This window comes from Variovorax sp. UMC13 (genome assembly GCF_014170375.1).
In the GTDB taxonomy this organism is placed as follows: Bacteria; Pseudomonadota; Gammaproteobacteria; order Burkholderiales; family Burkholderiaceae_C; genus Variovorax.
On record NZ_LZZW01000023.1, the window covers coordinates 1 to 18,884 of the forward strand.

General features: G+C 70.9%; 18 protein-coding genes. 8 read left to right on the top strand and 10 right to left on the bottom strand.

Annotation, left to right across the window (positions count from 1 at the left end; genetic code table 11):
• The coding region (locus tag A9977_RS17830; protein ID WP_220811885.1) for an adhesin at positions 1–1,437 on the top strand (1,437 nt) is incomplete at its 5' end.
• Between the two features lie 3 nt (positions 1,438–1,440).
• Here A9977_RS17830 and A9977_RS17835 read toward each other — a convergent pair.
• The 6 genes from A9977_RS17835 to A9977_RS17860 all read right to left on the bottom strand — a co-directional run bounded on the left by A9977_RS17835 (position 1,441) and on the right by A9977_RS17860 (position 8,180).
• Positions 1,441–2,133, bottom strand: a complete 693-nt coding sequence (locus A9977_RS17835) for a response regulator transcription factor (protein WP_183026215.1) — start codon at positions 2,131–2,133, stop codon at positions 1,441–1,443.
• Between the two features lie 15 nt (positions 2,134–2,148).
• A complete protein-coding gene (locus A9977_RS17840) occupies positions 2,149–2,766 on the bottom strand; it encodes a GNAT family N-acetyltransferase (RefSeq protein WP_183026216.1) in 618 nt (205 codons plus the stop codon).
• 73 nt (positions 2,767–2,839) lie between these two features.
• Positions 2,840–3,664, bottom strand: coding sequence for an alpha/beta fold hydrolase (locus A9977_RS17845; protein WP_183026217.1), 825 nt, complete (start codon positions 3,662–3,664; stop codon positions 2,840–2,842).
• Between the two features lie 17 nt (positions 3,665–3,681).
• Positions 3,682–4,521, bottom strand: coding sequence for a proteasome-type protease (locus A9977_RS17850; protein WP_183026218.1), 840 nt, complete (start codon positions 4,519–4,521; stop codon positions 3,682–3,684).
• A 26-nt stretch (positions 4,522–4,547) separates the two neighbouring features.
• Entirely contained in the window at positions 4,548–7,181 is a 2,634-nt protein-coding gene (mutS, locus tag A9977_RS17855) for a DNA mismatch repair protein MutS (RefSeq protein WP_183026219.1), read from the bottom strand.
• Positions 7,182–7,433: 252 nt separating this feature from the next.
• Positions 7,434–8,180 (bottom strand): GntR family transcriptional regulator, encoded by a 747-nt coding sequence (locus A9977_RS17860; RefSeq protein WP_183026220.1) that lies wholly within the window; start codon positions 8,178–8,180, stop codon positions 7,434–7,436.
• Positions 8,181–8,252: 72 nt separating this feature from the next.
• On the opposite strand from A9977_RS17860, the gene A9977_RS17865 reads away from it, so the two are divergent.
• The 3 genes from A9977_RS17865 to A9977_RS17875 are packed head-to-tail and all read left to right on the top strand — an operon-like array spanning position 8,253 to position 11,277.
• A complete protein-coding gene (locus A9977_RS17865) occupies positions 8,253–9,230 on the top strand; it encodes a tripartite tricarboxylate transporter substrate binding protein (RefSeq protein WP_183026221.1) in 978 nt (325 codons plus the stop codon).
• Between the two features lie 10 nt (positions 9,231–9,240).
• Positions 9,241–10,089, top strand: coding sequence for a CoA ester lyase (locus A9977_RS17870; RefSeq protein WP_183026222.1), 849 nt, complete (start codon positions 9,241–9,243; stop codon positions 10,087–10,089).
• Positions 10,090–10,146: 57 nt separating this feature from the next.
• Positions 10,147–11,277, top strand: a complete 1,131-nt coding sequence (locus A9977_RS17875; RefSeq protein ID WP_183026223.1) for a CaiB/BaiF CoA-transferase family protein — start codon at positions 10,147–10,149, stop codon at positions 11,275–11,277.
• A 36-nt stretch (positions 11,278–11,313) separates the two neighbouring features.
• Here A9977_RS17875 and A9977_RS17880 read toward each other — a convergent pair whose 3' ends face one another.
• Positions 11,314–12,183 carry a MurR/RpiR family transcriptional regulator gene (locus A9977_RS17880; protein WP_183026224.1) on the bottom strand — a complete coding sequence of 290 codons (870 nt, stop codon included), beginning with the start codon at positions 12,181–12,183 and terminating at the stop codon, positions 11,314–11,316.
• 126 nt (positions 12,184–12,309) lie between these two features.
• Between A9977_RS17880 and A9977_RS17885 the strand changes: the two genes are divergently transcribed.
• Together A9977_RS17885 and A9977_RS17890 are read left to right on the top strand one after the other, a co-directional pair.
• Positions 12,310–13,305 carry a tripartite tricarboxylate transporter substrate binding protein gene (locus A9977_RS17885; protein WP_183026225.1) on the top strand — a complete coding sequence of 332 codons (996 nt, stop codon included), beginning with the start codon at positions 12,310–12,312 and terminating at the stop codon, positions 13,303–13,305.
• 4 nt (positions 13,306–13,309) lie between these two features.
• Positions 13,310–14,257, top strand: a complete 948-nt coding sequence (locus tag A9977_RS17890) for a succinylglutamate desuccinylase/aspartoacylase family protein (protein ID WP_183026226.1) — start codon at positions 13,310–13,312, stop codon at positions 14,255–14,257.
• On the opposite strand, the gene A9977_RS17895 is transcribed toward A9977_RS17890, so the two are convergent.
• From A9977_RS17895 to A9977_RS17905, 3 genes are read right to left on the bottom strand one after another with little or no spacing between them, the layout of a single operon-like run.
• A complete protein-coding gene (locus A9977_RS17895; protein ID WP_183026227.1) occupies positions 14,254–14,571 on the bottom strand; it encodes a DUF3325 domain-containing protein in 318 nt (105 codons plus the stop codon). The genes A9977_RS17890 and A9977_RS17895 overlap by 4 nt on opposite strands.
• The gene (locus A9977_RS17900) at positions 14,564–16,246 is read right to left on the bottom strand and encodes a PepSY domain-containing protein (protein ID WP_183026228.1); all 1,683 of its coding nucleotides are present in this window, start codon (positions 16,244–16,246) and stop codon (positions 14,564–14,566) included. The genes A9977_RS17895 and A9977_RS17900 overlap by 8 nt, the downstream gene beginning before the upstream one ends.
• 14 nt (positions 16,247–16,260) lie before the next feature.
• On the bottom strand, positions 16,261–16,557 hold the full coding sequence (locus tag A9977_RS17905; RefSeq protein WP_183026229.1) for an iron uptake protein: 297 nt from the start codon (positions 16,555–16,557) through the stop codon (positions 16,261–16,263).
• Between the two features lie 394 nt (positions 16,558–16,951).
• Here A9977_RS17905 and A9977_RS17910 point away from each other — a divergent pair, with 394 nt between their 5' ends.
• Together A9977_RS17910 and A9977_RS17915 are read left to right on the top strand one after the other, a co-directional pair.
• The gene (locus tag A9977_RS17910) at positions 16,952–17,725 is read left to right on the top strand and encodes a hypothetical protein (protein WP_183026230.1); all 774 of its coding nucleotides are present in this window, start codon (positions 16,952–16,954) and stop codon (positions 17,723–17,725) included.
• A 127-nt stretch (positions 17,726–17,852) separates the two neighbouring features.
• Positions 17,853–18,857, top strand: a complete 1,005-nt coding sequence (locus tag A9977_RS17915) for an LLM class flavin-dependent oxidoreductase (RefSeq protein WP_183026231.1) — start codon at positions 17,853–17,855, stop codon at positions 18,855–18,857.
• Positions 18,858–18,884 lie beyond the last annotated feature (27 nt).

Here is an 18,884-nt window from a genome sequence, read left to right on the forward strand (position 1 = left end):
GCGCAAGGCGCTGCGGGCGGCACGGGCGGGGTCGGCGGATCGGGCGCCCAGGCTTCGGCGAGCGGTGCGATCGCGCTGGGCGCGGGCGGCGCGGGCAGCGACGGTTGCTGCGGCAGCGCCGGCCAGGCGGGCGGCAGTGGCGCACAGGCCTCGGGCCACTCGGCCGTCGCCATCGGCAGTGCCTCGGGCACCCGCCAGGGCGCCGTGGCCTCCGGCGACGGCAGCACGGCGATCGGTGGCGCGAACGGCACGAGTTCCGGCGCGGCCGCGCGGGCCACGGGCAGCGTGGCGATCGGTTCCGGCAGCCAGGTCGCCAGTGGCGCGACCGGCGGCGTGGCCATCGGCGCCAACTCGGTCGCCACCGCGGCCAACACGGTGTCCTTCGGGAGCGCGGGCCAGACGCGCGGCCTGGTCAACGTCAGTGCCGGTTCGGTGAGCGCCACCAGCACCGATGCGGTCAACGGCAGCCAGCTCCATGCCGTGCAATCCACCGCCGATGCGGCGCTGGGCGCGGCGCAGAATTCGGCGCAGTACGCCGCGGGCGGCACCACGCTGCAACTCAACGCCAATGGCGGCGCAGGCACCACCATCGCCAACGTGGCGGCCGGCCAGGCCGCCACCGATGCGGCCAATCTGGGCCAGGTACAGCAGGCCCAGCAGGCGGCCGTCAGCACGGCCAACAACTTCACGGTCCAGCAGGTCGGCGCGTTGCAGGCCTTGATGAACCAGGCCCTCGCCAGCGGCGTGTGTTCGGTGGGCGCGGGCGGGGCCGTGGCCTGCGGCCCCGGCGCCAGTTCCAACGGTGCGGGCAGCACCTCGATGGGCACCAACGCCCAGGCCAACGGTGAGAACACCGTGGCCATCGGCAGCGGCGCGCAGGCCGGCCATGCGGGCTCGGTCGCCATCGGTGCCGGCGCCAGGGCCTTGGCCGATCCCACCACCGCGGTGGGCAACGATGCGGTGGCCGCGGGCGACAACGCCGTGGCGCTGGGCGCCAACACGCTGGCCACGGGCCGCAATGCGGTGGCGCTGGGCCAGGGTGCCGTGGCCGACCGCGACAACACCGTGTCGGTGGGCAATGCCGCCACCGGCCAGCTGCGCGGCATCACGAACGTTGCGCCCGGCGTGCTGGGCACCGATGCCGTCAACGTCAACCAGCTGCAGCAGGCGGTGAACCATGCGACCGCTCAGGCGAATGCCTTTGCGGCACAGGGCGTGGCCGCGGCGCTGGCCATTCCGTCCATGCCGACGCTGCCGGCGGGCAAGAAGTGGATCGGCGCGGCCGTCGGCAACTATTCCAGCGCATCGGCCATCGGTTTCGCCTTCGGCTACCAGGTCAGCGACAGCCTGAACCTGGGCCTGGGCGTGTCCACCGCGACCAGCAGCGGCAGCAGCAACCGCCTGGCGGCCCGTGTACAGGCGGGCTATGCGTGGTGAGGGTCAGCGCAGCAGGCCGTGCTTTCGGCCCTGGTAGACGGCCTCGGTGCGCGAGCCGACGGCCAGCTTGCGGTAGATGTTCTTGGTGTGGCATTCCACCGTGAGCCTGGAGATCGACAGCGACTCGGCCATGTCGCGGTTGCTCAGGCCCTGGGCCACGAGTTCGAGGATCCTGCGCTCGCGCGGCGTCAGCGTCGAGGCGGGCGCATCGGCCGGGACCGGGGCGGGCGCTGGCACCGCGGTGACCCACGCCAGGATGCGTCGTGCGATGGCCGGGTCGATGGGCGCGCCGCCTTGCGCGATGCTGCGCAGCGCCACGCGCAGCTCGAGGTCGTCGCGTTCCTTCAGCAGGTAGCCGATGGCACCGGCCTTCAGCGCCGAAAGGATGATCTCCTCGGTGCGCCAGGCCGAGATCACCACCGCCGGCGTGTCCGGACGGTGCACCTGCATCCAGCCGATCAGTTCCACACCGCTGCCGTCGGGCAGGCCGATGTCGATCAGCGCCAGGCCGTAGCGCTTCGCCTCGAGCAGCGCGCGTGCGCCGGCCACGCTGTCGGCCACGGCGATCTGCGCCGCGTCGCAGCCGAGCGCGACCAGCACGTCACGCAGCCTCGCTTGCATGGCCGGATCGTCCTCGACGATCAGCGTGGGGGTCAGCGAGACGGGCTGGACGTCCTCGGGCGGCGCGGTGGACATGGACGGTGCGTGGTCTCAGTTGCCGGGCCGATGGTGGACCGTCGCCGCCGCGGGCCGGCACATGATCTCGTACATCGACTGCGTGACCGGCTCCAGGTGCCGGGCTGTGCGCCGGAAGCCCAGCCGTTCGTAGAACGCCACGCTGAGTGGTGTGAAGGTCTCGAGGAAGCAGGGCGCGCCCGCGGCATCGGCCTCGGCCAGCGTCGGGGCCAGCAGCTTCGCGCCGAGGCCCTGGCCCTGCGCGGTGGGCGCGATGCCCAGGATCGACAGGTACCACGCGCCCTCCGGCACCACGGCCGGTGACTGCGCGGCCATGAATTCGACGATGCGGTGGTAGTGGGCCAGGCCTCGAGGGCCCAGCGTGCGGGCGAGGAAGGCGTGCTTCGCGGCCGATTCGGCCGCCTCGACTTCGTCCCCGCGCGGCAGCAGCCATGCGGCCGCGCCCAGCCTGCGGTCGTCGGGCGTCAGGCAGCGTCCGCCGCGTTCGGCTTCCGCCATCGAGTACGCGAAGTAGGACGCGAGCACGGCCTTGCGGCGGGGCATGTCGTGTTCGAAATCGACGGAGATCGAGAGGTAGAAGGGGTCGACGATCAAGGCGTCGGCCAGGGCGGGGGCGGATTCGTTCAGCGGCATGCGGATTCGGCGGGTCGGTCGAGGGGAGGCGCCGCGCGATTCTAGGCAGCGCGCCTGCACGCGCCGCCGGCGCTCACAGCAGGTTGCGCAGCGAAGCTTCCACCGCCGCGGCCGACGCGATCGGCTGCTCCATCGGGAACAGGTGCGTGCCGTCGAGCATCGCGATGCGCCCGCGCGTGATGCGGTCGGTCATGGCCATGCCCACGCGCCGCATCTCGACCGACTGGCGCCCGCCCACGAAGGCCACGCGGCATTGCAGCGGGTTGGCGCGCAGCAGCGCACCGAGGTTGTGGGGCAGGGTGTCGTAGATCGCGGTCTCGACGTCGCGGTCGAAGCTCAGGGTCAGTGCCTCGGCCGGGTCGGCGGCATCGGGCGCGTCGAGCATGCCGTGCTCGATGTAGTCGCGCAGCACCTGCTCGTCCCAGCGCGCGAAGGCCTTCTTGGCGCGGAAGTGGGCAAAGGCGGCCTCGCGGTCGTCCCAGCGGTTGCGCCGCTTGCGGCTCACCGCGCCGGGCGAGACGGTCTTCATCAGCGCGGTGCGCTTGACCAGGCCCAGCGTGTTGGCGCGCCAGCCGCCCACCAGCGGCGAGTCGAGCATGACCACGCCGCGCGCGAGCGTCGGGTGGCCCGAGGCGCACATCAGGCTCAGGAAACCGCCCAGCGAATGGCCCACCAGCAGCGCCGGCTGGCCCGCTTCCTTGACCACGCCGCGCGTGAAGTCGGCCAGCTGCGCGACCAGGTGCGGCCAGTTGTTGGTCACCGGGTACTTCGGGTCGTGCCCGAACTTCTCGATCGCGTGCACGTCGAAGCCGCGGTTGCGCAGGCTGTCGAGCATCACGCGGTAGGTGCTCGCCGGGAAGCTGTTGCCGTGCGAGAAGACGATCGGAGGCATGGCCATCGGATGCGGGCCCGGGCCTAGATCAGCTTTTCGTCGGGCGTGGAGATCTTGCGCAGCGGCGCGTGGCGCGTGGCCGGCATCATCAGCGGATGCTCGGTGAAGCTGCCGTCCCAGACCGGGTCCTCGATGCTGTCGAACACCTCGCGCAGCTTCTGGCCCCAGCTGTTGTGCATCATCTGGTAGTAGGGGTTGTTGGCGTCGAGGCAGACGATCTTGTCGGTGCGCAGCCGGCCGGCTTCATACACCACCAGGTCCAGCGGCAGGCCCACCGAGAGGTTGGACTTCATGGTCGAGTCCATCGACACCAGCGCGCACTTGGCGGCCTCGTCGAGCGGGGTGTCGGGCGTGAGCACGCGGTCGAGCACCGGCTTGCCGTACTTCGATTCGCCGACCTGGAAGTAGGGCGTCTCGTTGGTGGCCTCGATGAAGTTGCCGGCCGAGTAGACCAGGAACAGGCGCATGCCTTCGCCTTTGACCTGGCCGCCGAAGATGAAGGACACGTTGAAGTCCACGCCCGCATGCTTGAGCGCCTCGGCGTCGCGGTCGTAGACATGGCGCACCGCCGAGCCGAGCACGCGCGCGGCGTCGAACATGCTCTTGGCGTTCCAGATGGTGATCGGCGGGCCGGGCTCGCCGTTCTCCTGGACCTCGCGCACCTCCTCGATCTGCAGGATCTCGCGCACCGACTGCGAGATGCTCAGGTTGCCGGCCGACAGCAGCACCATGACGCGGTCGTCGGGCTGCTCGTAGACGATCATCTTGCGGAAGGTGCTGATGTGGTCCACGCCCGCGTTGGTGCGCGAGTCCGAGAGGAACACCAGGCCGGCGTTGAGTTTGATGCCTACGCAATAAGTCATGGGATCTGCGTGCGAATCGGGCCGGTTCAGGGGCGACCGCCTTCGCGCATGTTGAGTTTTTGAAGGGCGTACAGCGCCTCGAGCGCTTCCCGGGGGCTCATCGCGTCGAGGTCGAGTGCGGCCAGGGCGGATTCTACGGCGCTGTCCTCGGGCGTCTCGGCCACCGGCGGCGGCGCGAACAGGTCGACCTGGGCCCGGGTCTGCGTCTGCTGGGCCTCGAGCGCCTCCAGGGCCTGGCGCGCGTGGTTGACCACCGCGGCCGGCATGCCCGCCAGCCGCGCCACCTGGATGCCGTAGCTCTTGCTCGCCGGACCCGGCTGCATCTCGTGCAGGAACACGATGTCGCGCCCCGATTCGGTCGCGCTCACATGCATGTTGACCGCGCCGTGGTGCGTGGCCGGAAACTCGGTGAGCTCGAAATAGTGGGTGGCGAACAGCGTGAAGGCCTTGGTGCGGTCGTGCAGCTGCGCGGCGATGCCCGCGGCCAGCGCGAGGCCGTCGAAGGTGCTGGTGCCGCGGCCGATCTCGTCCATCAGCACCAGCGACTGCGCGGTGGCGCCGTGCAGGATCTGCGCGGCCTCGGTCATCTCGAGCATGAAGGTCGACTGCGCATTGGCCAGGTCGTCGGCCGCGCCGATGCGGGTGTGGATCGCGTCGATGGGCCCGAGCCGGCAGGCCGCGGCGGGCACGTGCGAGCCGATCGAGGCCAGCAGCACCACGATCGCGATCTGCCGCATGTAGGTCGACTTGCCGCCCATGTTGGGGCCGGTGATGACCTGCATGCGCTGCTGCGGGCCGAGCTGGGTGTCGTTGGCGATGAAGGCGCCGGCCGACTTCTCGGCCAGCCGCGCCTCGACCACCGGATGGCGGCCCTGCGAGATCTCGATGCAGGGGTGCGAGACGAAGCTCGGCGCCTTCCAGTGCAGCGTGTGCGAGCGCTCGGCCAGCGCGCACAGCGCATCGAGCGTGGCGATGCCCGCGGCCAGGCCGGTGAGCGCGTTCACATGCGGCTGCAGCGCGTCGAGCAGCTGTTCGTAGAGCCACTTCTCGCGCGCCAGCGCGCGGTCCTGTGCACTCAGCGCCTTGTCCTCGAAGGCCTTGAGTTCGGGCGTGATGAAGCGCTCGGCGTTCTTCAGCGTCTGGCGGCGGCGGTAGTTGTCGGGCACCTTGGCCAGCGCGCTTTGCGTGACCTCGATGTAGAAGCCGTGCACCCGGTTGAACTGCACCCGCAGGTTGCTGATGCCGGTGCGCTCGCGCTCGCTGACTTCGAGCTTGAGCAGGAACTCGTCGCAGTTCTCGCTGATCGCGCGCAGCTCGTCGAGGTCGGCGTCGTGGCCGATGGCGATCACGCCGCCGTCGCGCACCAGCGCGGCCGGGTCGGGCTTGAGCGCCGCGACCAGCAGCTCGGCGCAGCCCGCGGGCGGCGACAGGCGCTGCGCGATCTGCTGCAGCAGCGGCGCCGCGCCGGGCAGGGCGGGCGCGAGCTGCTCGGCCTTGGCCAGCGCCAACCGCAGCGCCACCAGTTCGCGCGGGCGCACCTGGCGCAGCGCGATGCGCGCCGCGATGCGCTCGACGTCGCTGGTGTTCTTGAGCTGCTCGCGCAGCGTGCGCCAGGGCGCGCTGCTGCCGCCGAGCGCCGGCGCCTGCAGCGCGCCGATCGCGTCGAGCCGCGACTGCGCCTCGCCGCGCTCGCGCCGCGGCGACAGCAGCCAGCGCTTGAGCAGGCGGCTGCCCATGCCGGTCATGCAGGTGTCGAGCAGCGAGAACAGGGTGGGCGAATCCTCCCCGCGCAAGGTCTGCACCAGCTCGAGGTTGCGCCGCGTGGCGGGCGGCAGCTCGATCAGGTCGCCGTCGCGCTCCACCGTGAGGCGCTGCAGGTGTGGCAGCGCGCGGCCCTGCGTGTGCTCGGCATAGCCCAGCAGCGCCGAGGCCGCGGCATGCGCATTGCCCAGGCCCTCGGCGTTCCAGGCCGACAGGCTGGCGCTGGCCAGCTGCTCGCACAGCTTGCGCTCGCCCAGGGCGCCGTCGAACTGCCAGGCCGGCCGCACCGACAGCGTGAAGGGCTGGGCCGCGCGCGCGGACTTGAGCCGGTTCTCGAAGGCCGGCGTGACCTCGGCGCTGTAGAGCACCTCGCTGGGCGCGATGCGCGCGATCCAGGCTTCCAGCGCATCGGCCGGGCATTCGGCCAGGCGCAGCTCGGCGCCGGTCACGCTGAGCCAGGCCAGGCCGCAGGAATTTCGGCTGCCCGCATGCACCGCGAGCAGCAGCGATTCGCTCTTGTCGTTGAGCAGCTCGGCGTCGGTCAGCGTGCCGGGCGTGACCACGCGCATCACCTTGCGCTCGACCGGGCCCTTGCTGGCGCCGACCTCGCCGACCTGCTCGCAGATCGCGACCGACTCGCCCAGCTTGATCAGCCGGCCCAGGTAGGCATCGACCGCATGGAAGGGCACGCCGGCCATCGTGACCGGGTGGCCGCCCGACTGGCCGCGCTGCGTGAGCGTGATGTCGAGCAGGCGCGCGGCCTTCTCGGCGTCGGCGTAGAACAGCTCGTAGAAGTCGCCCATCCGATAGAAGAGCAGGGTGTCGGGATGGTCCGCCTTCAGGCGGAAATACTGCGCCATCATGGGCGTGTGCTGCGCGAAGTCGTCCTTCGCCAGCATCGGATCCGGCTGGCTTTTCTTGCCCGCACCGCGGATCCCATTGGAGTTCGTTGCACTCGCCTCGGTCATTGTTCGCTTGTCTTCACTGGTCCTGGCCGCGCGACCTTGGCATCGGCGGCACAGGCTTGGCCTGTCGATTGGAAAAAAGGGGGGCCGGCGGCGCGGCGCCGGGGTGAGCCCGCGCGGCGGCAGCCCGGCCGAACATTATCGCGGCAGGGGCCGGCCGCCCCCTCAGCGACGCCGCGCTGGCACTCAGTGCCCGGCCAGCGGCAGCCTCGAGCGGTAGCGCGAGCGCCCCTGCGGGTAGATGCCGACCGAGCACTGCACCAGCTTGCCCGCCGCGTCGAGCCAGTGGCGCGTGACCTGCAGGCAGGGCGAGCCGGCCTCGGCGCCCAGGCGATCGGCCAGCTGCGCCTCGAGCGGGGCGGCGTCGATCTCCTGGTCGACCACGGCCACGCGCACGCCGAAGCGTTGCTCCAGCAGCTTGAAGACCGGCCCGTTCCAATCCTCCAGCGATTCGGCCGCCGCCGCGAATTCGGGCCGCGTGTAGAGCCAGAGGGCACCGATGGGCCGCGATTCGTTGCGCAGGTAGCGCAGCGTGTCCATGAAGAACCAGGGGGTGTCGGGCGCCACGCGCAGCAGCCCCGCCAGCTGCGCGTCGGCCCTCAGGTGGCCGGAGCGCTCGAGCTTGAGTTTGGTGGTGCGCGCGGCCTCCATGATGCTGTCGAGCGTCTGCTGCGAATGCACGAAGAAGGGCGTCGGGTTGCGCGCCAGCACCGTGGTGCCGATGCCGGCGCGCGAATCGATCACGCCCAGCTTGCGCAGCGCGCCCATGGCCTCGCGCAGGCGGTAGCGGGTGGCGCCGAACTGCGCCTGCAGGTCCGCCTCGCTGGGCAGCAGGCTGCCCACGGGGTACTGCCCCTCGTCGATCCTGCGGACGATGGCGGCAACGATGTCCTGGGTGGAAAGCGCCGCGCCGGCACTTGTTGGATTCGCCATGAATTGATGATATTCGAATATTCGACTAATAAGGCGATCGACGCCGATCACGCCCCGACTGGAGACAAACGCATGAAACGCAGAGACTTTATCCGCACGCTGTCCGCGGCCGCCGCGCTGCCGCTGGCGGGCGCCGCCGCCGGGGCCTTCGCCGACACCTATCCCAGCAAGCCGATCCGCCTGGTCGTCACGCAGGGCACGGGCTCGGGCAGCGACGTGATCGGCCGGCTGCTGGCCACCAAGCTGGGCGAGCGCCTGAAGCAGAGCGTCTACGTGGAGAACAAGGCCGGCGGCGGCGGCATCATCGGCCACCAGTTCGTGCTGGAGCAGCCCGCCGACGGCTACACCCTGCTGCTGAGCACCACCGCCCCGCTGGTCGTGGTGCCGGCGATGAACCGCAACGCCAGATTCCGCCTGAACGACTTCACCCCCGTGGCGGCCGCCTTGCGCAGCCCCTACCTGGTGCTGGTGGGCACCGGCCCCGACAGCCCGCGCAGCCTGCAGGAACTGACCCGGCGGCTGGCGTCGACGCCCTCGAGCTATTCCTCGTCGGGCACCGGCACGCTGACCCACCTGGCGACCGAGATGTACCTGCAGCAGGCCAAGGTCGAGGCGACCCATGTGCCCTACAAGGGCAGCGGGCAGTCGCTGGCCGACCTGGCGGGCGGGCAGGTGCTGTTCTCGACCGATTCGCCGATCGCCGCCGGCGCGCTGATGCGCGGCGGGCGGCTGCGGGCCCTGGCCGTGACCTCGGCCCAGCGCCTGGCGACCTACCCGGACGTGCCGACCATGGCCGAGCTCGGCTATCCCGGCCTCACGCTCAACACCATGGGCGGCCTGTTCGGGTCGCCGAAGCTGCCCGCGGCCGTCGTCGAGCGCATCGGCACCGAGATGGCGGCGGTGCTGTCCTCGCCCGAGGTCAAGGCGCAGTTCGCCTCGATGGAGACCGAGCCGCTCGCGATGCCGGTCGAGGCCTTCCGCGCGCAGATGCTCAAGGACGCGCCGGTCTGGGAAGCCGTGGTCGCGCGTCTGGGCATCACGGCCGATTGAGCGGGCGACGATGGACCTGCACCGCATCCGCACCGCGCTCTTCGTGCCGGTGCTCGAACCCCGCTTCTTTGCCCGCGCGGGCGAACGCGGCGCCGACGCGCTGATCCTCGACCTGGAGGATGCGATCGCGCCGCAGCGCAAGGCCGAGGCGCGGCGCGCCCTGGCCCCGGCAGTGGCCGCATTGCGCGCCACCGGCCTGCCGCTGTTCGCGCGCGTCAATGCCGAAGCCGAACTGTGCGAAGTCGACCTGGTGGCCTGCGTCGCCGCCGGCGTCGATGCCGTCATGCTGCCCAAGGTCGAATCGCCCGACACGGTGCAGGCCGCCCGGGCCGCGCTCGAGCGCCATGCGCAGGCCCTGGGCGTGGCCGCGCCGGGCGCGCTGGTCGCGCTGATCGAGACGCCGCGCGGCGTGCTGCGCGCCGACGCCATCGCCGCCGCCGACCCCGGCCTGCGCGCGCTCGGCTTCGGCGCCGAGGACTATGCCGCCGCCATGGGGCGTGCGCCCGAGCGCGAACTGCTGCTGCCCGCGGCCGCGCGCGTGGCGATGTGCGCCGCGGCCGAGGGCCTGGCCTGCTGGGGCCTGGCCGCATCGATCGCCGAACTGGACGACCTCGAGTCCCTGGCGCGGGCCGCGCGGCTGTCGCGCCGGCTGGGTTTCGGCGGCTCGCCCGCCGTGCATCCGGCCCAGGTGCCGGTGCTGCGCCGCGCCTTTGCCCCCACCGACGACGAGCTCGCCCACGCCCGCGATGTGCTGGCGGCGTACGCAGCGGCCGAAGCCGACGGCAGCGGCGCCCTGCGGCTGCAGGGCCGCATGATCGACCGGCCGATGGTGGAACGCGCGCGCCGGCTGCTGGCCTGAGCTGCGCGCGCCCGCTCCCTGCCGTTCATTCCATCGACTCTCCACGGACCCCATCCCATGGCGCAACAGACACTCGAGGGCATCCAGGTGCTCGACTTCAGCACCTACATCGCCGGCCCCTACGGCGCCAGCCTGCTGGGCGACATGGGCGCCGACGTGGTCAAGGTCGAGACGCCCGAGGGCGACCCGATGCGCCACTACCCGTCGACCCTGCCCGGCGAGAGCCGTGCCTTCCTCGGTGTCAACCGGAACAAGCGCGGCATCGTGCTGGACCTGAAGCAGCCCGCCGACCGCGCGGCCTGCCACCGCCTCGTGGCCGACGCCGACGTGGTGCTGCACAACTTCCGCCCCGGCGTGGCAGAGCGGCTCGGGCTCGACTTCGACACGCTGTGCGCGCTCCAGCCGCGGCTGGTCTACTGCAGCTTCACCGGCTATGGCCCCGACGGCCCGCAGGCGCAGCGCCCCGGCTTCGACCAGGTGCTGCAATGCCGCACCGGCATCGCCCAGGCGCAGGGCTATCCCGGCGACGAGCCGCGCGTGGTCTGGGGCTCGGCCGTGGACTTCTACGGCGCGAGCCTGATCGCCACCGGCATCTGCGCGGCGCTGTTCCAGCGCGAGCGCACCAGGCTGGCGCAGCGCGTCGACACCTCGCTGCTGCAGGCCGCGCTGGCGATGCAGGCGGGCCGCATGGTGTGGGCCGAAGGCGAGTCGGCCGAGGTGGACCGCGACCTGCGCGGCGGCGCGCTCTCGGGCCTGCATCCCACGCGCGACGGCTACCTCTACCTCCAGGCCCAGACCGAAGCCTTCTGGCAGGCGCTGTGCGAACTCACGGGCCTCGGGCACCTGGCCTGCGATTCGCGCTATGCCCACATGCGCCTGCGCAAGGCGAACGAGGCGGTGCTGCTGCCGCAGCTGCGCGCGGCGCTGATGACGCGCAGCGCCAGGGAATGGGAGGCGATCTTCGGCACCCGCGTGCCCTGCACGGTGGTGCGCGGCATCGAGGCGGTGTTCGACGACGAGCAGGTCGCGCACCAGGGCCTGCTCGTGACCCATGCCCACCCGACGCTGGGCAGCTATCGGGCCGTCGCGGAGCCGATCCGCTTCAACGGGGAACGCAGTGGGAAGCAGGAACGCAGGGCGCCGATGCTGGGCGAGCACACGGCGGACATCGTGGGACCGGCGCGCTGAGCCTGCGGGCCGGGCGCGCCAGGATCCGGCGCGTCTTCAGCTCCCCGTTTCCTTCCAGTGCTTGGCCCACAGCGCCTCGCCACGCTCCAGCGCCGCGCCCAGTTCCTTCCTGCGCCGCTGCGCCACGGCCATGACCAGCGCGTTGGCCACCGAGAGCGCGGCGGTGTAGGAGTCGAAGGGCGAGGCGCTCGAGGTGCGCACCAGCAGCATGTGGTCGGCCGAGGCCGCGGGCGGGGCGGTGGGCATGTCGGTGATCACCACCACCTTGGCGCCCTGGGCGCGGAAGTACCTGGCCGCGCGCGTGATCGCCAGCGAATGGCGGCGGAAGGTCGGGGCCAGCAGCACGTCGTGCTCGCCGATCCACAGCATCTCGTCCTCGATGAACAGCGGGCCGGTCGAGCTCATCAGCCGCACGTCGGGCAGGCACAGGTTCAGGTGCAGGGCCAGGTGGCCGGCGATCGGGGCGCCGTGGCGCTGCCCCAGCACATGGACGCGCGCCTTGCGCTGCGTGAGCAGGCGCACCGTGGCCTCGAAGGCGGCCACGTCGAGCGCGGCGAAGGTGGCGGCCAGGTTGTGCTGGTCGTGCAGCAGCACGTTGTCCAGGCAGGAGCGGATGGAGGTGTCGTCGCCGATTACGGCGCTGGCGCGGGTGCCGGGCGTGGCGAGCAGGGCCGTGACCTCCGAGCGCGCTTCCATCTGCGCTTCGGCATAGCTCGCATAGCCCAGCTTGGCGAGCAGCCGCACCACGGTGGAGGCGCTGGTGTTGACCTGCCGGGCCAGCTGGCTGGCCGATTCGAGCAGGCCCTGCGGGTGGCGGGCCTGCAGTTCGGCGATCAGCCGCTGCTCGCTCTTGGTGAGCTTCCTGTCGTAGCCGGCGATGCGTTGGTTGAGGTTCTGGGTGGCCATGGGGGATTGTGAGCAAACTGCCTGCCCCCCTATTCTGAAGACTTCATTGCAGTTTTAAAAATAAAATGAAAGAATCTCTTCAAATATTCTTGCTGTTCTCCTCCCACCCTTTCTGGAAATCACGCCATGCGCTCCTTCTCCGACGCTTTCACGCTGCGCCGCCGCAGCCTCCTGGGCATGGGCCTGGCCGCCGCGCTGCCCCTGGGGGCGCATGCACAGTCCTTCCCGTCCCGGCCGGTCACGCTGGTGGTGCCGTTTCCCGCGGGCGGCTCGGTCGACCTGATCGCGCGGCTCTACGCCGAGCCGCTGGCCAAGGCGCTGGGCACCTCGGTGGTGGTGGACAACCGCGCGGGCGCGGGGGGCTCCATCGCCAGCGCCCAGGTCGCGCGCGCCAGGGCCGACGGCTACACGCTGGTGGTGTCCTCGCAGAGCTCGCACCTGGCCAACCCGCTGACGCAGGCCAACACCGGCTACGACCCGATCAAGGACTTCGCCTCGATCGCGCAGCTGGCCCGCACGCCCAACGTGCTGGTGGTCAACCCGGCCGTGCCGGGCAAGACCTTCAAGGAATTCCTCGCGCATCTGAAGGCCCACCCCGGCCAGCTCAATTTCTGCAGCGCCGGGCCGGGCAGCATGGGGCAGCTCAACGTGGAGCTGCTCAGGAACGCGGCGCAGTTCGACGCGGTGCATGTGCCCTACCGCGGCGGCGGCCCGCTGGTCGCGGCGCTGATGGCCAACGAGGTGCAGTTCGGCCTCGACAACCTCGCGCCCTTCCTGCCGCAGATCCAGGCAGGCAAGCTGCGCGCGCTCGCGGTGGCCGCGCCCACGCGGCTGTCGGTGCTGCCCGAGGTGCCCACCTTCGAGGAACTGGGCTACCCCGTGGTCAACGCCACCTCGTGGATCGGGCTGGCGGCGCCGGCCAGGACGCCGCCCGAGGTGCTGGCCGCGCTCTACAAGGCCGTGCGCACCGTGGCGGAGCAGCCGAGCATGCTGGACGCGCTGCAATCGCGCGGCGCATTGGCGCCCGAGGCGCTGTCGTCGGCGCAGTTCACCGCCATGATGTCGGAGCGCCTCGCGGTGTACGGCGAACTGGTCAAGCGTGCCGGCATCAAGGGGGAGTGAGGCCATGACGACCTTCGTTCCCGACAGCTCGCCGCTGGAGGTGCTGCCGCGCGACCTGTCGGCCTACCGGCAGGGCAACACCGGCATCGACTATGTGCACCGCTTCGCATCGGGCCGGGCCGGCCCGCACGTGCTGGTCAACGCGCTGACCCACGGCAACGAGATCTGCGGCATGGTGGCCGCCACCCACCTGCTGGACACCGGCGTGCGCCCCCGGGTCGGCACCCTCACGGTGAGCTTCGCGAACGTGGAGGCCTACGAGGCCTTCGACCTCGAGCGGCCCTACGAGAACCGCCAGCTGGTGCACAACCTCAACCGCATCTGGTCGCCCGAGATGCTCGACGGCGCCGAGCAGAGCCCCGAGCTGCGCCGCGCGCGCGAACTGCGCCCGGTGCTGGCCGCTGCCGACAGCATTCTCGACATCCACTCCACGCGCGCGCCGGTGCAGCCCTTCTGGGTCTACCCGGAGTTCGCGCGCAATGCCGCGCTCACGCTGGCCGTGGGCAATCCGCTGGTGCACCTGGTCATGCCGCCGGGCGCTGCGCCGGGCACGGGCGTGATGTCCTATGCGCGCCATGGCGATCCGGCGGGCGACAGCCTCGGTGCCGTGGTGGTGGAGTGCGGCCAGCATTTCAGCCAGTCGGCGGCCGATCTCGCGACGGACGTGACGCTGCGCTTCCTCGCGCACCACGGACTCATCGACGCGTTGCCCGCGGCTTCGGCCGGCGCGCCCGCGCGGCGCTTCCGCCTGCTCGCGGTGCACATGGTGAAGACCCCAGGCTTCGCCTTCGTGCGGCCGGTGATCGGCTTCGAGACCTTCGCCAAGGGCGAACTGATCGCGGTGGATGCGGGCCAGGAGATCCGCTCGCCCTGCGACGACTGCACGATCTTCATGCCCACGCGCGACCCGGTGGTGGGGCGCGAGGGCGTCTACCTCACGGTGCAGATCTAGGACGTCAGGCGGCCGGCCAGCAGGCCCAGCCAGCGCGCCCGCCAGCTCAGCGTGAAGGCGATGGCCAGCGCGGAGCCGGCCAAGGTCATGAACCAGACCAGGAAGGCCATCGACGCGTGGTCGACGCGCAGGCACAGCGCCAGCGACACGGCCAGGCCCGCCACGCCGAGCACGCGCAGCCGCTTCACCGCACCGGGCGATGCCGGCCGCGGCCCGAAGACCTGTTCCCAGTGAACGTCCATCGCCAGGGCCAGCCAGCCCAGGCCCGCGAGGTTGGCGGCCACGGCCAGCAAGAGCAGGACGGCATCAGGCACGGGCACGCTCCCCCGCCAGCGCGGTGCTCGCGGCCACCGGCGCGCCGGTGCGCCGGCCGAGCTTGCGTGCCACGCCGATCGCGATGGCGGCGCTGGCCAGCATGAACAGGTCGACCCCGGCCACGGGCCAGTAGCGTTCGCCGAGCGTGCGCAGCAGGTGGTCGCCGGTGGTGATCCAGTTGAGCAGCACGGCCGTGACGGCCAAGGCCGCGATGGCCCAGCACTGCTCGGCCCAGGCCGGTGCCATGCGCGCCTCGGCCACGGGCGCGGTGCGCCACAGGCCGTGCAGGCCGGCCAGAACCCAGGCGCCCCAGAAGATGTACTTCTCGGCATCGCCCTTGCCGGGCCAGCCCGCGGGCATCACGTCGGGCAGCAGGCGGTTGCCGATCAGCATGGCGAGCGCGGCGACCAGCATGCCGGTGACCGTGGTCACGGCGAAGCCGTCGACCCAGCGCGCGCCCCCCTTGCCCTGCCTGGCATGCTGGCGCTTGCGCTTCTCGACGAAGAAGATGAAGCCGGTCGCGATGCAGGCGCAGCCCGCGAGGCCGCCCAGCACATAGAGCCAGCGCAGCAGCCAGTGGCGGAAGTGCTGCAGGTGCAGGCCGGTCAGGAAGGTGTTGATGCTGGCCACGGGCGTGAGCGGCGGGTCTTCGCGCAGCAGCTCGCCGGTCGCGGCCTTGAAGTGCATGCCCTCGCCGGTGAGCGCGATGCGGTCGGTGCCGGCGCGGTACACGCTCACGTAGCTGTTGGCATCGCCCACGTGCTGCACGCTCAGGAAGCCCACCTCGCCCGCCATGTCCTTGGCGGCCCATCGGCGCTGGGCCTCGGCCACCATCGCATCGACCGAGGCCAGCGGCCCGGCCACGCCCGCGCGGTCGTGCGGCAGGCCGGTCTCCAGCGCCTCGTGCTTTTCGTGCAGCTCGTGCAGTGGCTCGAGTTGCGTGTGGGTCACGGGGAAGTAGATGCCGCCGAAGATCACCAGGCCCGAGAAGGCGAAGATGAAATGGAAGGGCAGGGCCACCACGCCCGTGAGGTTGTGCAGGTCGAGCGCGCTGCGCTGCGTGTGCTTCTTCGGCCTGAAGGTGAAGAGCTCGCGGAAGATCTTGCGGTGCATCACCACGCCGCTGACCAGCGCCACCAGCATGATCAGCGCCGCGAAGCCGACGATCCAGTAGCCCAGGTTCTTCCACTCGAGGTGCAGGCTGTAGTGCAGCGGGTAGAAGAACTGGCTGCCGATCTTGAGGTGGTCATCGGGCAGCGACTTGCCGCTGCGCGGGTCGATGGTGCGGTTGCCGAACACGCCGTCTTCCGGGTCCTTGGCGTTGGGCAGCTCGTAGCTGGAGAACAGGCCCAGCACCGGGTCGCGGTGGGTGGTGTAGGCGCCCCAGCTCTTGACCACCGGGAAGCTCTCGGCCATCGGGCCGTTCACGCGGCTGCGGGCCTGCGCGATGCTCTCGGGGCTGGCCTTCATGTCCTGGAACACCCGCAGCAGCACCTTGTCGAAGGAGGGCATGGGCTGCGGCGCGAAGCGCGATTCGGGAATCGCCCAGCGGTCGATCTCGCGGTCGAACACCGACAGCGAGCCGAAGAAGAACACGACCATCAGCACGAAGCCCAGCACCAGGCCGAACCAGGTGTGCAGCCAGGCCATGGTGAGGCGGAAATTCTGGAACATGGTGGGGCCTTTCCTCAGACCAGCGCGCGTTGCACGAGCCAGGCCGCGCCGCTCATGAGGGCACCGCCGCCGGCCAGCACCAACCACACGCGGGCCAGGCTGCGCGCGCTGAAGGCCCAGAGGAAGACCCCCAGGAAGACGATGAAGCCGAGGATGTAGCCCAGCGCTTCGGCGTCATGGAATTCCATCTTCGCGGCGAACAGCAGGCCGATCAGCAGGGCGATGAAGCCCCAGGTGAAGGCGTAGCCGCCCAGCATGCCCGCGGCGATGCGCGAGGCGAGGTGGACGCGGGACAGGGTCGAAGCGGTCATGGTCGTTGTTCAGGAACGGGCGCGGCAAGCGCGGGCGGTCGCTGCGACAGGCTGGCTTGGGAAGCGTGGCTGACCTGTGATCTGCGGAAGCGGCGTGATTATCCCCGACCCTCCGCATGCGGCACGCGGTATGCATGCGCTTCGTAGGGGCAGCGTGCGCGCGGGTCCCGCTTCATCGTCGTGAAAGTCCTACACGCCGCATCGGCATGCGCGCATGCGGTCGACAGCCTGGCGGCCCGAGGATCGTCATCTCCCCAGGGAATACCTCCACCATGCACAGGGATGCGAATGCCGCAGACCCTGACGACCTCCAGAGAAAGCTCACGCCGTCATGCCCCTGTCCCTGTCGTCCCCGCCATCCTCGATGCCCATCGGTCGTCTCTGTACGCTGGCCATGTTGCTCGGCACCGCCTGGCTCGCCGCCACACCGGCCGCCGCGCAGGTCTCGCCCGCGCTCGACCGCTTCAGCCTGTCGGTGGGCGCCTTTCATGCCGAGCCGACTTTCGGCGCGCGCTTCGACACGCCCTATGGCCGGCTCGATTCCGGCGACGTCAAGCGCGATGCCGTGACCATGCCGCGGATCTCGGCCGACCTGCTGCTGTTCGACAGCCAGGGCCTGTCCTTCGACTACTACCGCTATTCGCGCAGCTATTCGCAGAGCGTCGGCGGCAACTTCACGGTGGGGCCGAACCAGGTCGCGGCCTCGGCCGATGCCACGCTCGACACCAAGATCGAGTTCGCCAAGCTGGCCTACAAGTGGTGGATCGGTTCGGGCAACACGGTGGTCGGCCTGGGTGCCGGTGCCGCGTACTACCGGGTCGGGCTCGACGCGCGCGCCAACGCCACGGTCAACGGCACCAGCGCGGCCTTCAGCACCAGCCAGAGCGAGGACGCGATCGCGCCGCTGCTGGAAGTCGGCGTGCGGCATGCGCTCACGCCCGACTTCCGCCTGTTCGCCGATGCCTCGGGCGTCTGGAAGAACGGCGGCAAGGTGCACGGCAGCATCTACAACGCGGCCGTGGGCGTCGAATGGTTCCCGATCAAGAACGTGGGCCTGGTGCTGTCGTACGGCGTGACCGACATCGACCTCAGGCGCGACGACACCATCGACACGCGGTTGCGCGTGAAGCTGCAGGGGCCGAGCGCCTTCCTCAAGGCCCGCTTCTGATCGGGTCCCTTGCAGGGCTCGACCCTGCATTCCTCAACTATCGATAGAGGAATTCAGCGCAAGCGGTGCGCGCAAGGCCCCAGAGAATTCGCAGCAATTCTCTCCGGGGCGTCTTTCGCCGCACACCGTGTCCTATTCGCTGTCCCTGCTCGACAAGAGCCTGATCCCTGAAGGCGCCGACGCCGCCCAGGCCTTCCAGCACACCGTGGCGCTGGCGCAAAGCGCGGAGCGGCTGGGCTACCGGCGCTACTGGCTGGCCGAGCACCACGGCAACAGCAGCTATGCGGGCTCGGCGCCCGAGGTGCTGGCCGCGCATGTGCTGGCCAGGACCTCGCGCATCCGCGTCGGCACCGGCGGCGTGATGCTGCAGCACTACAGCCCCTTCAAGGTGGCCGAGACCTTCCGCGTGCTGGCCTCGCTGGCGCCGGGCCGGGTGGACCTGGGCATCGGCAAGGCGCCGGGCGGCCTGCCCTTGACCAGCAAGGCGCTGCAATGGCTGCACGATCCGCTCAGGAAGAAGGAAGACTTCGCGCTTCGCCTGGCCGAGCTCGATGCCTTCCTGCACGACGGTGTCGCGCCCGACCACGCGCTGGCCGGCGCGCTCGCCCGGCCCGAGCCCCCGCAGCCGCCGCAACGCGTGCTGCTGGGCGGCAGCCCCGACAGTGCGGTGCTGGCCGCGCGCCAGGGCTGGCAGTTCGTCTATGCGGGCCACTTCAACGGCGACCCGGTGAACCTCGCGGAATCGATCGCGGCCTACCGCGCCGAGACCGGCCGCGCGCCGTGGCTCGCGCTTTTCGCCTTCGCCGCGCCGACGCGCGCAGAAGCCGCCGAACGGGTGGGCGCGCTGCGCAGCTTCCGGGTGCACCTGTCGACCGGCCAGACGGTCAATCTGCCCAGCCTCGAAGCCGCCGCCGAATTCGCGCGCCAGGCCGGCGTGAGCGACTACCGCACCGAAGAGCGGCGCCCGCACGTCATCGCCGGCACGGGCGAGGAGGTGCGCGACGCGCTCGATGCGTTGAGCGAACAGCATGGCATCGAGGAGTTCGTCATCGACATCCCGGTCGCGGACTTCGCGGCGCGCCATGCCGCGATCGAACTGCTGGCCGCGGCGCGCGAACGCGTGCCGGCCTGAACCGCACTCCTTCCCCCAACGAGACAA